Source organism: Arenimonas fontis (assembly GCF_008386465.1).
Taxonomy (GTDB): Bacteria; Pseudomonadota; Gammaproteobacteria; order Xanthomonadales; family Xanthomonadaceae; genus Arenimonas; species Arenimonas fontis.
This window is the reverse complement of sequence record NZ_VUOD01000003.1, coordinates 170,703-184,438: the sequence shown is the minus strand read 5'-3', so window position 1 is coordinate 184,438 and position 13,736 is coordinate 170,703. Positions and strand designations below refer to the sequence as shown.

Sequence of the window (13,736 nt, the reverse complement as noted above, 5' to 3'; positions counted from 1 at the left end):
GCAGCCATGTCCCTGCATTCCCGCATGCTGGTTGGTTTCGTGGCCGGCACCGTGCTCGGCCTGGCAGCGAACCTCTGGTTCGCCGACGCCGGCTGGCTGGACGTGCTGACCACCTATGTCGCCGACCCGGTGGGCCAGCTGTTCCTGCGCCTGTTGTTCATGCTGGTGATTCCGCTGGTGTTCTCGGCCCTGGTGCTGGGCGTGGTCGAAATCGGCAACCCGCGTTCCCTCGGCAGGATCGGCGGCCGCACCCTGGTCTGGATCCTCGCCGTGACCCTGGTTGCCGTCACCATCGGTCTGGTGCTGGTGAACCTGCTCAAACCCGGCCACGGCATCCCGCCGGAGCTGGGTCGCGAGCTCATCGAGCAGTCCGGTGACCGCGCCGGCCAGATCGCCGCCGGCCGTGAACAGGTGTCGGGCCTGGCGGTACTGCTGAACATCGTGCCGCGCAATCCGGTGGCGGCGGCCGCCAACGGCGACCTGATCGCGATCATGTTCTTCGCCCTGATGTTCGGCATCGCCGCCACCGTGGTGCGAAGCGAGGGTACGCGCAGCTTCGTCGGCGCCATGCAGGGCGTGTACGACATCTGCCTGAAGCTGATCGGCTGGGTGATCGAGCTGGCCCCCTGGGCGGTGGCCGCCCTGCTGTTCGGCATCACCGCCAAACTGGGTTTCGACGTGCTGCGGCAGTTGGCCTGGTTCGTGGGTACGGTGCTGCTGGCCCTGTCCGTCCACTTCTTCGTCGTGTTCCCGCTACTGCTGCGGCTGTTCGGCGGCATGTCGCCGCTGGCCTTCTTCCGCGGCGCCCAGCCGGCCTTGCTGACGGCTTTCTCCACCTCGTCGTCAAGCGCCACACTGCCCACCACCCTGAAGGTGGCCGAGGAGGCACTGGGCGTGCCGCGTCGGGTCGCCCGCTTCGTCTGCACCCTGGGTGCCACCGCCAACATGAACGGCACCGCCCTGTTCGAGGGCGTGACGGTCTTGTTCCTGGCACAGTTCTTCGGTGTCGAGCTGAGCCTGTTCCAGCAGGCCCTGGTGCTGGTTCTGTGTCTCATGGGCGGAATCGGGGCTGCCGGCGTGCCGGGCGGCTCCTTGCCGGTGATCGCCATGATCCTGGCCATGTTCGGCATCCCGCCCGAGGGTATCGGCCTGATCCTGGGCGTGGACCGGCTGCTGGACATGTGCCGCACCGTCGTCAACGTCGGTGGCGACATGGTCGGCTCGGTGGTCATCGCCCGTTACGAGCCCGAACAGGCCGCCGAAGAGTCCGCCTGAGGATCGGCGGCCAGGACCGCTGCCGGGCGACGGGGAAGGGATCCGGCAGCGCCCGGACTGGGCCTGGCCGTCTGGCCTGCCGGCGCCGGGGCTTCGCTCCTGCCGGCGGTCCGGGACATGGCGAGAGCCGATACGGGCTCTGCCGCGGGCTAACACCCTCTCTCGGCCCGCGCAACCGCGACAAGCGCCGGCCGGGTAGGGGAAAATGCGCCGCCCGCCGATGCCGTGGGCGACTCCCGGAACCGTAGCCGCCCCTCATGAACGCCGCCCGCCCGACCCGTCGCGAACTCGCCAATGCCATCCGCGTCCTGGCCATGGATGCCGTGGAGACCGCCAAATCCGGCCACCCGGGCATGCCCATGGGCATGGCCGACATCGCCGAGGTGCTCTGGAACGACTTCCTGAGCCACAACCCGAACAACCCGGCCTGGTTCAACCGCGACCGCTTCGTCCTGTCCAACGGCCACGGCTCGATGCTGCTCTATGCGCTGTTGCACCTGAGCGGCTACGAGCTGCCAATGGACGAACTGCGCCGCTTCCGCCAGCTGGGCAGCCGCACCGCCGGCCATCCGGAGTTCGGCCATACCCCGGGCGTGGAAACCACGACCGGTCCGCTCGGCCAGGGTTTCGCCAACGCCGTCGGCATGGCGCTGGCGGAGAAGCTGCTGGCGCGGCGTTTCAACCGGCCCGAGTTCGACATCATCGATCACTACACCTGGGTATTCCTGGGCGACGGCTGCCTGATGGAGGGCGTCTCGCACGAGGCAGCCTCACTGGCCGGCACCTGGGGTCTGGGCAAGCTGATCTGTTTCTGGGACGACAACCGCATCTCCATCGACGGCGACACCGCCGGCTGGTTCACCGACGACACCGCCGCCCGCTTCGAAGCCTACGGCTGGCAGGTCATCCGCAAGGTGGATGGCCACGACCCGGAGGAGATCGCCCAGGCCATTCGCACCGCCCAGGCCGAAGGCGAACGCCCGACCCTGATCTGTTGCCGCACGACCATCGGCTACGGCGCACCCAACAAGCAGGGCAAGGAATCCACCCACGGCGCGCCCCTGGGCAAGGACGAGGTGGCCGCTGCCCGCGCGCATCTGGGTTGGCCGCATGCCCCCTTCGAGATTCCGCAGGCCATCTACGACGGATGGCGTGCCGGCAACGCCGGTCTGGTGCGCGAAGAGCAGTGGAAGAACCGCCTGGCAGAGTATGCCCGCCTGTATCCGGAACCGGCTGCCGAGCTGCTGCGCCGGATCCGCGGGGACCTGCCGGAGGGATTCGACGACGTGGCCCGCGCCTTTGCCGCGAGGCTGCAGCAGGAGGGGCCGGTGGTGGCGTCCCGCAAGGCCTCGCAGATGGCCCTGGAGGCCTACGGCCCGCACCTGCCGGAACTGATCGGCGGCTCGGCCGACCTGGCCCATTCCAACCTCACGGTATGGAAGGGCAGCAAGCCGGTCACCGGCGACGACCCGGCCGCCAACTACATCCACTACGGGGTGCGCGAGTTCGGCATGACCGCCATCGGCAACGGCATCGCCCTGCACGGCGGCTTCATTCCCTACGACGCCACCTTCCTGGTGTTTTCGGATTACTCCCGCAATGCGCTGCGCATGTCGGCCCTGATTCCGACCCGCAGCATCCACGTGTTCACCCACGACTCGATCGGCCTGGGCGAGGACGGCCCCACCCATCAGCCGGTGGAACATCTGGCGTCCCTTCGTTACATCCCGAACAACGACGTTTGGCGTCCCTGCGATGCGGTCGAGTCCGCCGTGGCCTGGCAGGCGGCGCTGCAGCGCCGCGAGGGACCGACCTGTCTGGTGTTCAGCCGGCAGAACCTGGCGCATCAGCCGCGCATGGAACAACAGCTCGGCGACATCGCCCGGGGCGGTTACGTGCTGTCGGATCCGCCGGAAGGTCGCTTCGACCTGATCATCATCGCCACCGGCTCCGAGGTGGAGCTGGCCATGGAGGCCATGCGCCGCCTCGCCGGCGACGGTATCGCCGCGCGGGTGGTATCCATGCCCAGCGCCGAGGTGTTCGCACGGCAGCCGCTGGAGTGGCGCGAGGGGGTGTTGCCTTCCTGGTGCCGGAAGCGGGTGGCGGTGGAGGCCGGGGTCAGCGGTTACTGGCGCCAGTTCGTCGGTCTCGACGGTGCCGTCGTCGGCCTCGACCGGTTCGGTGCATCGGCGCCGGCGGACCAGTTGTTCCGGCACTTCGGCATCACCGTCGAGGCGGTCGTCGCGGCGGCGAGGTCGCTGCGAGCCTGACAAACGCCTGCGGTTTGCGGCGCCGGCTGCCAGGCCCCAAGGTCACCTTGGCGGCGGCACGACAGGCGATGGCAAGCCCCAAACGACCGAAACCGCGACCCGCGAACCGGAAAGGATCCGCGCCCATCCGCGCGAATCCGCGTCAGGTACGCCATTGCTTCCCTTCCGGAGAGGATCTCGCCCGCCGCGTCAGTCGTCCGGGCCGGTCGCGCAGAAGTTGCGGTGCAGGGTCTTGATGAGATCGTGCACCGTGCCGTCGGCGACCGAGTAGTAGACCGTCTGCGCCTCGCGCCGGGTCTTCACCAGACGCTTCTCCCGCAGCACCGCCAGATGCTGTGACAGTGCCGACTGGCTCAAGGGCACCAGCGCGTTCAGCTCGCCCACCGACATCTCCCCCTCGATCAGCAGGCACAGCACCCGCAGGCGCTGCGGATTGGCCATGGCCTTGAGCAGCTCGGCAGCGGCCTCGGCCTGGGCCTGCATTTGCAGGGCCAGGCCCGGCGCGGGGCGGGCGGGGGCGGCGATGCGGCCATTCCGGGCACCGGACTTGATCCTGGTCATGCGGGGCTCCTGTCGGGAGGCGTATTTTCATGCTTGAAATCTAAATAAGCAACTACTAATATAAATGGCAACCCGGGCGGCCCGCCCGGAGGCGGAGACAGCAATGGCCAGGATCGTCATCCTCGGCGCCGGACTCGGCGGCATGAGCGCCGCCTACGAACTGCGCGACCGGCTGGGCCGTGAACACGCGATCAGCGTGATCGGCGAGGGCGAGCGGTTCAGCTTCACGCCCTCCAATCCCTGGGTGGCGGTGGGCTGGCGCAAGCCCGAGGACATCCAGTTGCCGGCGCGCGACTACCTGGAGCGGCGCGGCATCGCCTTCGAGCCGGCGGGCGCCGCCGAAGTGCTGCCGGACGCGAACCAGGTGCTGCTGCGCGACGGCCGGCGCATGGACTACGACTACCTGGTCATCGCCACCGGCCCACGTCTGGCCTTCGACGAGGTGCCGGGCCTGGGTCCGGAAGCCGGCCACACCCAGTCCATCTGCACCACCGCGCATGCGCAGAAGGCCTGGCTGGCCTATCAGGCCTTCCTGGAGGATCCCGGCCCGATCGTGGTCGGTGCCGCGCCTGGCGCTTCCTGCTTCGGCCCTGCCTACGAGTTCGCGATGATCCTCGACGCCGACCTGCGCAAGCGCAAGCTGCGCGATCGCGTGCCGATCACCTACGTCAGCCCCGAGCCCTACCTGGGCCACATGGGTCTGGGCGGAGTCGGCGACTCGCGCGGGCTGATGGAAGCGGAATTCCGCAAACGTCACATCCGCGCCATCGCCAATGCCCGCATCGTCTCGGTGGAACCGGGCAGGATGCAGGTCGAGGAGCTGGACAGGCACGGAAAGCCCGAAGCCGGTCATGCTCTGGATTTCCGCTACGCCATGGTGCTGCCGGCCTTCACCGGCGTGGATGCGGTAAGCGCGGCAAAGTCCCTGTGCAATCCGCGCGGCTTCGTCCAGGTGGACCGGCATCAGCGCAATCCGGCCCATCGCAACGTGTTCGCGGCCGGCGTTTGCGTGGCGATTCCGCCGGTCGAACCGACGCCGGTGCCGGCCGGGGCGCCCAAGACCGGCTTCATGATCGAATCCATGGTCACCGCCATCGCCCACAACATTGCCGACGAGCTGGCCCGCCAGCCCGCCGAAGCGGTGGCGACATGGAACGCGATCTGCCTGGCCGATCTCGGCGATACCGGCATGGCCTTCGTCGCCCTGCCGCAGAACCCGCCGCGCAACCTCACCTGGACCAGGGAAGGCAAGTGGGTTCGCGTGGCCAAGAGGGCTTTCGAGAAGTACTTCCTGGCCAAAATGCGTTCGGGCAACAGCGAGCCTGTCTACGAGAAGTACGTGCTCAAGGCGCTCGGCATCGAGCGGCTGAAATGATCCGATCAAAGACCAGAAGGAGTGCAGAAATGAATCTGGACCGTGCCGTCATGGCCTTCGCCGGCGTGATGATCCTCGTGAGCGTGGCGCTCACCTACTTCGTTTCGCCCTGGTGGCTGCTGCTGACCACCTTCGTCGGCCTGAACCTCCTGCAGGCATCGTTCACCGGCTTCTGCCCGGCGGCGATGTTGCTGGGCAAGCTGGGCATCAAGTCCGGCTGCGCCTTCAAGTAAGCGGGACGGCGATGCGTGCGTTCCCGCTGCCGGCCCTGCTGGCGATGGCCCTGCTGTCTGCATGCGCCGAGCCTGCACCGGCCCCGTCAGAACGGCCGCCGGTGCAGTTCGAGACGCTGGTCGTCGGCGCCGAAACATCGGTGCGCGAGCGGCATTGGGATGGCGTGGTCGAGGCGGTCAACCAGGCGACGCTTTCGGCGCAGACCGCCGGGCGGGTCGTTGAGCTGCCCTTCGACGTCAACGACTACGTGGAGGCCGGCCAGGTGGTCGTGCGCTTCACCGACGTCGAACAGCTCTCGGCCCAGCGGCGGGCCGCAGCCGCCCTCAATGCCGCCCAGGCCGACTACACCGAGGCGGAAGCCGCCTTCCGCCGCACCGAAGAGCTGGTGGAGAAACAGCTGCTGGCCCGCGCCGCGCTCGACCAGGCCCGCGCCCGCCGCGATGCTGCCCGTGCCGCCCTCGAGTCCGCCCGCGCCGGCCTGAGCGAAGCCGGCGAACAGGTGGATTACACCGTCATCCGTGCGCCCTATTCGGGAATCCTGACCGAGCGCCACGTCGAAGTCGGCGAGGCGGTGCGACCCGGCCAGCCGCTGGTGTCGGGCCTGTCCCTGAACCGGTTGCGGGTGAACGTGGAAGTGCCCCAGTCCGACGTCAACGCCATCCGCGAGCACCTGCAGGCCGCGGTCCTGCTGCCCGGCGGCCGGCGGCTGCAGGCCGAACGGGTGGTCGTCTTTCCCTACGCGGACCCGCGTACCCACAGCTTCCGGGTCCGGGTCGAGCTGCCCGAGGCCGAGACCGGCCTTCAGCCGGGCATGACGGTCAAGACCGCCTTCAAACTGGGCGAGCAGGCGCGGCTGATGGTGCCGGTCTCTGCGCTGGTCAGGCGCAGCGAGGTGACGGCCGTCTACGTCGTCGGCACCGACAATCGGGTGAGCCTGCGCCAGGTGCGCCTCGGCCGCCGAATCGAAGATCGGGTGGAGGTGCTGGCCGGCCTGGCCGAGGGCGAGCGCATCGCCGCCGATCCGCTGGCGGCGCTGGCACACCTGAGCGCGGAGCGCGGCGATGGCTGAGCCGCGCCTGGGTCTGTCGGGGCGCCTGGCCCGCGCCTTCCAGGCCAATCCGCTGACCCCGATCCTGGCCATCGCCGGCCTGTTGTTGGGCCTGGCGGCAACCCTGATCACGCCACGCGAGGAAGAGCCGCAGATCGACGTCACCATGGCCAATGTCATCGTGCCGTTCGCTGGCGCGCCGGCCGAGGATGTCGAGAACCTGGTCAGCTGGCCACTGGAGCAGCTGCTGTCGGAAATCGAGGGGGTCAAGCACGTCTACTCGGTCAGCCGGCCTGGCCTGGCCCTGATCACCGTCGAGTTTGCCGTCGGAGTGCCGCGCCAGGATGCGCTGGTGAGTCTGTACAACCAGGTGTACTCCAACGCCGACTGGGCGCCGCCCGGCCTGGGCGTCGGCCAACCGCTGGTGCGGCCCATGGGCATCGACGACGTGCCGGTGATGTCGGTGACACTGTGGACCGCCGATCCCGCCCGCGGCGGCATCGAGCTGGCAGAAGTCGCGCATACCCTCGAAGCGGAACTCAAGCGCGTGCCCGGCACTCGCGACGTCTACACCATCGGCGCGCCGCAGCGGGCCGTGGTGGTCGAGCTGGACGCCACCCGCCTGGCCAGCTACGGCATGACCGCAGACGACCTGGCCGCTGCCCTGGCCGCCGCCAACGTGGTCACCCAGGCCGGCGAACGCGTCACCGGCGAAGGGGTGCGGCCGCTGACCGCGGGAACCTACCTGGCCGATGCCCAGCAGGTCGCCGAGCTGGTGATCGGCCTGGCCGAGGGCCGGCCGCTGTACCTTTCCGACGTGGCGGAAATCCGGCCTGGCGCCGATCTGCCCAGCCATTACGCCTGGCATGCCACCCCGGATGGCCGGACGTATCCGGCAGTGACCATCGCCGTTGCCAAGAAGCCGGGCGCCAATGCCTCCGACATCACCGACGCGATTGTCGGCCGGCTGGACGATCTGCGCGCCACCCATATTCCCGAAGGCGTGCATGCCTTGGTCACTCGCGACTACGGCGCCACCGCCAGCGACAAGGCGATGACCCTGATCCAGAAGCTGGTGTTCGCCACCCTGTCGGTGGTGCTGTTGGTCCTGTTCGCGCTGGGATGGCGCGAGGCCTTCGTGGTCGGCTCGGCGGTGGTGCTGACCCTGGCCATCACCCTGTTCGCATCCTGGGCCATGGGCTTCACCCTGAACCGGGTGTCGCTGTTCGCTCTGATCTTCTCGATCGGCATCCTGGTGGACGACGCCATCGTCGTGGTGGAGAACATCCACCGGCACATGCGCATGGGCGGCAAGCGCCTGTTGCAGGCCATTCCCGCGGCAGTGGACGAGGTCGGCAGCCCGACCATCCTGGCCACGTTCACCGTCATCGCCGCGCTGCTGCCGATGGCCTTCGTATCCGGGCTGATGGGTCCGTACATGCGGCCGATCCCGATCAATGCCTCGGTGGGCATGCTGCTCAGCCTGATGGTGGCGCTGACGGTGACCCCCTGGCTGTCCTACCGGCTGTTGTCGCGCAAGCTGGCCGAGGGGGTGGAACAGGATGGGCACAGCCACGGCGAGGGGCTGGCAGGCAAGCTGCGCGCGGTGTTCGAGCGGCTGTTGCGACCGTTCCTGCACAGCGTGCATGGCCCACGCCGGCGCCGCTGGCTTTATCTCGGCGTGCTGGGCGCGATGGTGTTGGCGGCCGGCCTGACCGTGCTGCAGCTGGTGGTGCTGAAGATGCTGCCCTTCGACAACAAGTCCGAGTTCCAGGTGGTGGTGGACCTGCCCGAGGGCACGCCGCTGGAACGCACCAACGCGCTGCTGCAGGAAATGGCGGCGGCGGTCTCGGGCCTCCCCGAGGTCAGGGACATGCAGGGCTACGCCGGCACATCGGCACCGGTGAACTTCAATGGCCTGGTGCGGCAGTACTACCTGCGCAGCGGCGCCAACGTCGGTGACCTGCAGGTGAATCTGCTGGACAAGGCCGCGCGCAAGCGCAAGAGCCATGACATCGCCCGCACCATCCGCCCGACCCTGGCGGAGATCGGCGCGCGCTACGGCGCCTCGGTCAAGGTGGTCGAGGTGCCGCCCGGGCCGCCGGTGATGGCGCCGCTGGTGGCCGAGATCTATGGTCCCGACCAGGCCCGCGCCCGCGAGCTGGCGCGGGAGCTGCAGGCCCGCTTCCAGGCCACCGAGGGCATCGTGGACGTGGATTCCAGCGTCGAGGCGGCCGGTGCCGGACGCGACCTGGTGTTGATCGACCGCGACCGTGCCGCGCGCCTCGGAGTGAGCCAGGCGGCGGTGGCCCAGGCCCTGCAGTTGGGCGTGGAGGGCCGCGATGTCACCTGGCTGCGCGACGGCGCCTCCAAGTACCCGGTGCCGGTGCGGCTACGCCTGCCGGCGGGCGACCAGGCCAGCCTGGAGCAACTGCTGGCCCTGCGCGTCCGCGCCGGCGACGGCCGGCTGGTGCCGCTGTCGGAGCTGGTCGAGGTGCGGCGCGTGGATTGGGAACCGGTGATCCACCACAAGGATCTGCTGCCGGTGGTGTACGTGACCGGCGACGAGGCCGGTGCCCTCGACAGCCCGCTGTACGGCATGTTCGACCTGGTCGGCCAGCTCGCGACCGGGCCGCTCGGCGGCATCGCCGTCGAGCAGCGCTTCCTGTCGGCGCCGGAGCAGGTGTCGAAGTTCGCCATCAAGTGGGACGGCGAGTGGCAGATCACCTACGAGACCTTCCGCGACATGGGCCTGGCCTACTCGGTCGGCCTGCTGCTGATCTACCTGCTGGTGGTGGCGCAGTTCCGCGATTACCTGGTGCCGCTGGTGATCATGGCGCCGATCCCGCTGACGGTCATCGGCGTGATGCCCGGGCACGCCCTGTTGGGTGCCCAGTTCACCGCCACCAGCATGATCGGCATGATCGCCCTGGCCGGCATCATCGTCCGAAACTCCATCCTGCTGGTGGACTTCATCAACCATGCCGTTGCCGGCGGCCAGGCCCTGGCCGACGCGGTGATCGAGGCCTGCGCCGTGCGCGCCCAGCCGATCGCCCTCACCGGGCTGGCGGCCATGGCCGGCGCCTTCTTCATCCTCGACGACCCGATCTTCAATGGCCTGGCGATATCGCTGGTGTCCGGCATCCTGGTATCCACGCTGCTGACCCTGGTGGTGATCCCGCTGCTGTACTTCGCCCTGCTCAGCCGCCGTGCCAGGCGCAAGGAGGCCGGCGCCATGGACGCCAACCACATCGCCCGCCGGGCCCGCCAGCAGTTGGGCACCCGGGCCAGCGCCGGGAAGGAACTCCCATGAGCCAGTCCTATCCCGACCTGATCGACGACCTCAACGCCGCTATCAGCAAACTGCGGGCGGGCGCGCCCGGGCCGATGAAGGCCTTCGGCAGCCTGGCGCGCGAAGCGCTGGCGCCCGGCGTCCTGGACCTCAAGATCAAGGAACTTCTGGCCATCGGCATCGCCATCGCCACCCGCTGCGACGGTTGCGTCGGTTTCCACGTGAAGGCGGCAATCCGCGCCGGGGCAAGCCGGGAGGAACTGCTGGAGACGGTGGCCATGGCCATCTACATGGGCGCCGGGCCTTCGATGATCTACGCTGCCGAAACCCTGCGCGCGTTCGACGAACTGGTGGCCGCTAGAACCGGTCCACCGGCAACTTGAGGTAACGCACGCCGTTGTCCTCGGGCTCGGGCAGGGCGCCGGCGCGGATGTTCACCTGGATGGCCGGCAGAAGCAGTCTGGGCATGACCAGGCTGGCGTCGCGGGCCTCGCGCAGGGCGACGAATTCGGCCTCGGTGGTGCCCTCGCGGACGTGGACGTTGCCGCGCTTCTGCTCGCCGATCGTGGTTTCGCAGCGCGGCTCGCGCCCGCCAGGGCAGTAGTCGTGGCAGACGAAGACGCGGGTCTCGTCCGGCAACCGGTACAGGCGCCGGATGGACCGGTACAGCAATGCGGCGCTGCCGCCTGGAAAGTCGCAGCGGGCGGTGCCGCCGTCGGGCATGAACAGCGAGTCGCCGGTGAACAGGGCATCGCCGATCAGGTAGGCGACACTGTCGCCGGTATGCCCCGGCACCGGAATCACCCGGCCGGGGAGGCCACCCAGCATGAAGGCCTCGTCGTCGCCGAACAGCTGGTCGAACTGGGAACCGTCCACCGGGAAGTGTTCGCCGAGGTTGTAGATCGTGCGGAACGTCTTCTGCACCTGGCGTATGCCCTCGCCGATGGCCAGGCGGGCGCCGGGCAGTCGCCGTTTCAGCCAGTGGCCGGCGCTGAGGTGATCGGCGTGGGCGTGCGTTTCCAGGATCCAGTCCACCTGCCAGCCGCCGTCGGCGACCGCGTCCAGCAGCGCCTGTGCCGAGCGCGTGCCGGTGCGGCCGGAGGCCAGGTCGAAGTCCAGCACCGGATCCACCAGGGCGGCCCGGCCGCTGGCCGGATCGGCCACGACGTAGGACCAGGTGCCCGTATCCGGATGGTAATGCGGCAGGACGCGCGCTCCGCTCATCGCCTGTCTCCCGGCAGCCGTTCCGTCCGGATTATGCCTGTCTGTCGTCTGCCGCCGGCCCCGTCGGCAGGCGATGCGCCGATCAGGCGAGCAGGAGCTTGCCGGACGCGATCATCAGGACCAGGGACAGGGCGATGCGCAGCCCCCTCGGCGGCAGACGGTGAACGCCCAGCCAGCTGCCCAGCATGCCGCCCAGCGCCACCGCCGCCAGCCACAAGGGCAATGCCGTCGGCAAGGCCCCGGTGGCCTGCCAGACGCCGGCCATGCCCAGGACCGAGTTGACCCAGACGAAGGCCACCGACAGGCCGGCCGCTTCGCGGATCGGCGCCCAGCGCGCGAACAGCAGCAGCGGAGTCAGGAAGATCGCCCCGCCGGTGCCGGTCAGGCCGGACAGGGTTCCGATCGCGGCCCCGACCGGCAGCGCGTACGTCCAACGCACCTGTCGCGGCGGCCGCTCGTCGCCCGTCCCGTGCTGCCGGAGCGCGCTGCGCAACAGCAGCAAGGCGGCCACGAGCAGCAGCGCACCCACGACCAGCGCATAGGTCTCCTGGGGCACCGGGGTCCGCGCCGCGAGGTAGGTGGCCGGCGCCGAAGCCAGCACGAACGGCGGCAAGCGGCGCCAGGGCACCAGACCGGCACGGTGGAAGCGCAGCAGGCCGATACCGCCGACCAGCAGGTTCAGGGCCAGGGCGGTCGGCCGCATCTGTTCCGGCGCCAGGCCCAGCAGGGCCATCGCCGCCAGGTAGCCGCTGGCGCCGGCGTGGCCGACCGAGGAATACAGCGTGGCGATCAGGAAAAACAGGCCCGCCAGAAGCCAGGCGGCATGGTCCGGGCTTGCCATCTCAGCGTGCCGGGTCGAGGACCTCGTTGAGCAGTGCGGCCAGGCGCGCGCCTGCCAGGCGGATCCGTCGTTCTGCCAGCGGCCGGTGGCGGTCCAGATAGTCGTCGCCGATGTCATGGTCGCTCGGGTACAGGCCCTCGGCATGGATCAGGCGGCAGGACTCCAGTGCCCAGTCACGGGCCGGGTGTTCTGGGTCCGGGGTCGGCGCCTCGGGAAGCGCGAGCCGGCGCAGCCGGGCGGCGTAGGTCGGCGTATCGAGGTTGGCGCTGCGCAGCAGCCAGTAGTCCCAGACGCGGTGCAGGTTGGTGCCCTCGCCCTCGGGCGCGCCCTTGCCGCGGTACTGGATCTGGTAGTCGTTGCCGCCGCGGTCGTGCGGGTAGCCGGCGTGCATCGGCTGGTGCGCGTCACCGACCAGGTGCACGAGGAACTTCAGGGCGTCGGTCCGCGCCCGCCTCGGCTGCCCGGCATCGGCCAGGATGGCGCGCTGGCGGGCGATGGCGCCGATGATGCAATCGCCGTCGGGGCAGTCGCGGGCCGGCACGTAGTCGCAAGCGCTGCCCGGGATATTGACGTAATGCCAGTGCTTGCTGGCCTCGCCCAGCGCACCGCCCTCGGCGCGGATGTCGTCGGCCCAGGCGGCGATCGCGGCGAGCGTCGGTACCGGCTCGTCCGACAGGAGGTCGCGAACCGCGTCACGGGCGGCCGGGCTCAGGTCGGCTTCGGCCAGCTCGGCGACCAGCTCGTGGCCCTGGCGGCTCCAGGCCTGGGCAGCGGGGGCGGCCAGCGCGAGGGCCAGCAGCAGTGGGAAAAGGCGGCCGGGCCGGGCCGGCGGATCGTGGCGGCGGTTCATGGCCGCGGACTGTACGTCAGCGACCATGAACTGCGCTATCTCCGCTCAGAACGCCCAGACGAAGGCGGCGCCGTAGACCAGCGGATCGATCTTCACGGTGCCGACGTCGGCACCGTCCACCTTCACCTCGGTGTCGATGTCGATCCAGCGGGCGTCCACGCGCAGCCACTTGCCCCGACCGACGGCAAAATCCAGACCGGCATGCGCGGCCAGGCCCCAGGACGCGTCCAGGTCCAGCCGGGCGCCGGCCAGCGGCCCGGTGGTGTCCTCGTCGAGGAAGCGGGTGTAGTTCAGCCCCAGCCCCACAAAAGGCGAAACCCTCGCGCCGGCGAAGTGGTACTGCAGGGACATGGTCGGCGGCAGGTGCCTGGCCGAGCCGGCCCGCGCCCCGTTGAGTTCGATCTGGTGCTCGAAGGGCAGGGCGGCCAGAACCTCGATGCCCCAGTTGTCGCGGAAGAAGTACTCGGCGGTGACGGTCGGCCGCCAGTCGTCACCGACGTCGGCAGCGAGGGCGCCGCCGGCCAGGCGGCCGTTGTCGGAAGCCGGGACGACGCCATGGGCGCCGAGGCCGAAGGTCCAGGTGCCGGCTTCCATGGCCTGGGCCGGGGCGGCCAGGGCCAGGGCGATCGGGGCGAACAGCAGACAGGCGCGCATGGGATGACTCCGTGGTTATTGCACTGTCGCCAGTTTCCCGCCGTCGCCGGTCGCCGGTGTTGAGCCAGGTCATCGCTTGAGCCAGGTCAAACGCAGCGTCCGGACGCCGGTT

At 69.6% G+C, this 13,736-nt stretch carries 12 protein-coding genes; 7 read left to right on the top strand and 5 right to left on the bottom strand.

The features are described from left to right. The first annotated feature begins 6 nt into the window (after positions 1-6). Both F0415_RS05165 and tkt read left to right on the top strand, forming a co-directional pair. On the top strand, positions 7-1,275 hold the full coding sequence (locus F0415_RS05165; protein WP_149860134.1) for a dicarboxylate/amino acid:cation symporter: 1,269 nt from the start codon (positions 7-9) through the stop codon (positions 1,273-1,275). A 257-nt stretch (positions 1,276-1,532) separates the two neighbouring features. Then, positions 1,533-3,545, top strand: coding sequence for a transketolase (gene tkt, locus F0415_RS05160; protein ID WP_149860133.1), 2,013 nt, complete (start codon positions 1,533-1,535; stop codon positions 3,543-3,545). Positions 3,546-3,734: 189 nt separating this feature from the next. Here tkt and F0415_RS05155 read toward each other — a convergent pair whose 3' ends face one another. Continuing rightward, complete coding sequence (locus tag F0415_RS05155) at positions 3,735-4,028, bottom strand: ArsR/SmtB family transcription factor (protein WP_149860294.1); 294 nt, start codon at positions 4,026-4,028, stop codon at positions 3,735-3,737. A 181-nt stretch (positions 4,029-4,209) separates the two neighbouring features. On the opposite strand from F0415_RS05155, the gene F0415_RS05150 reads away from it, so the two are divergent. Genes F0415_RS05150 through F0415_RS05130 form a run of 5 tightly spaced genes read left to right on the top strand, consistent with a single transcriptional unit; the run spans position 4,210 to position 10,438 of the window. Next, positions 4,210-5,481, top strand: coding sequence for an NAD(P)/FAD-dependent oxidoreductase (locus tag F0415_RS05150; RefSeq protein ID WP_149860132.1), 1,272 nt, complete (start codon positions 4,210-4,212; stop codon positions 5,479-5,481). Positions 5,482-5,510: 29 nt separating this feature from the next. Beyond that, positions 5,511-5,714 (top strand): YgaP family membrane protein, encoded by a 204-nt coding sequence (locus F0415_RS05145; RefSeq protein WP_149860131.1) that lies wholly within the window; start codon positions 5,511-5,513, stop codon positions 5,712-5,714. Between the two features lie 11 nt (positions 5,715-5,725). After that, a complete protein-coding gene (locus F0415_RS05140) occupies positions 5,726-6,784 on the top strand; it encodes an efflux RND transporter periplasmic adaptor subunit (protein WP_149860130.1) in 1,059 nt (352 codons plus the stop codon). Beyond that, positions 6,777-10,076, top strand: coding sequence for an efflux RND transporter permease subunit (locus F0415_RS05135; protein ID WP_149860129.1), 3,300 nt, complete (start codon positions 6,777-6,779; stop codon positions 10,074-10,076). Before F0415_RS05140 ends, F0415_RS05135 begins: the two co-directional genes overlap by 8 nt. Beyond that, complete coding sequence (locus F0415_RS05130; RefSeq protein ID WP_149860128.1) at positions 10,073-10,438, top strand: carboxymuconolactone decarboxylase family protein; 366 nt, start codon at positions 10,073-10,075, stop codon at positions 10,436-10,438. The genes F0415_RS05135 and F0415_RS05130 overlap by 4 nt, the downstream gene beginning before the upstream one ends. Here F0415_RS05130 and F0415_RS05125 read toward each other — a convergent pair. The 4 genes from F0415_RS05125 to F0415_RS05110 all read right to left on the bottom strand — a co-directional run bounded on the left by F0415_RS05125 (position 10,413) and on the right by F0415_RS05110 (position 13,624). Beyond that, entirely contained in the window at positions 10,413-11,279 is an 867-nt protein-coding gene (locus F0415_RS05125) for an MBL fold metallo-hydrolase (RefSeq protein ID WP_149860127.1), read from the bottom strand. The genes F0415_RS05130 and F0415_RS05125 overlap by 26 nt on opposite strands. Positions 11,280-11,361: 82 nt before the next feature. Next, positions 11,362-12,120, bottom strand: coding sequence for a sulfite exporter TauE/SafE family protein (locus tag F0415_RS05120; protein ID WP_188310294.1), 759 nt, complete (start codon positions 12,118-12,120; stop codon positions 11,362-11,364). A 1-nt stretch (position 12,121) separates the two neighbouring features. Next, positions 12,122-12,997, bottom strand: coding sequence for a S1/P1 nuclease (locus F0415_RS05115; protein ID WP_246149886.1), 876 nt, complete (start codon positions 12,995-12,997; stop codon positions 12,122-12,124). 18 nt (positions 12,998-13,015) lie between these two features. Continuing rightward, complete coding sequence (locus F0415_RS05110; protein ID WP_149860124.1) at positions 13,016-13,624, bottom strand: OmpW/AlkL family protein; 609 nt, start codon at positions 13,622-13,624, stop codon at positions 13,016-13,018. Positions 13,625-13,736 lie beyond the last annotated feature (112 nt).

Excerpts from the sequence above, each read along its gene's own strand:
- F0415_RS05165 (WP_149860134.1), top strand. The coding sequence starts at position 7 with ATGTCCCTGCATTCCCGCATGCTGGTTGGTTTCGTGGCCGGCACCGTG.
- tkt (WP_149860133.1), top strand. The coding sequence starts at position 1,533 with ATGAACGCCGCCCGCCCGACCCGTCGCGAACTCGCCAATGCCATCCGC.
- F0415_RS05155 (WP_149860294.1), bottom strand. The coding sequence starts at position 4,028 with ATGCAGGCCCAGGCCGAGGCCGCTGCCGAGCTGCTCAAGGCCATGGCC.
- F0415_RS05150 (WP_149860132.1), top strand. The coding sequence starts at position 4,210 with ATGGCCAGGATCGTCATCCTCGGCGCCGGACTCGGCGGCATGAGCGCC.
- F0415_RS05145 (WP_149860131.1), top strand. The coding sequence starts at position 5,511 with ATGAATCTGGACCGTGCCGTCATGGCCTTCGCCGGCGTGATGATCCTC.
- F0415_RS05140 (WP_149860130.1), top strand. The coding sequence starts at position 5,726 with ATGCGTGCGTTCCCGCTGCCGGCCCTGCTGGCGATGGCCCTGCTGTCT.
- F0415_RS05135 (WP_149860129.1), top strand. The coding sequence starts at position 6,777 with ATGGCTGAGCCGCGCCTGGGTCTGTCGGGGCGCCTGGCCCGCGCCTTC.
- F0415_RS05130 (WP_149860128.1), top strand. The coding sequence starts at position 10,073 with ATGAGCCAGTCCTATCCCGACCTGATCGACGACCTCAACGCCGCTATC.
- F0415_RS05125 (WP_149860127.1), bottom strand. The coding sequence starts at position 11,279 with ATGAGCGGAGCGCGCGTCCTGCCGCATTACCATCCGGATACGGGCACC.
- F0415_RS05120 (WP_188310294.1), bottom strand. The coding sequence starts at position 12,120 with ATGGCAAGCCCGGACCATGCCGCCTGGCTTCTGGCGGGCCTGTTTTTC.
- F0415_RS05115 (WP_246149886.1), bottom strand. The coding sequence starts at position 12,997 with ATGGTCGCTGACGTACAGTCCGCGGCCATGAACCGCCGCCACGATCCG.
- F0415_RS05110 (WP_149860124.1), bottom strand. The coding sequence starts at position 13,624 with ATGCGCGCCTGTCTGCTGTTCGCCCCGATCGCCCTGGCCCTGGCCGCC.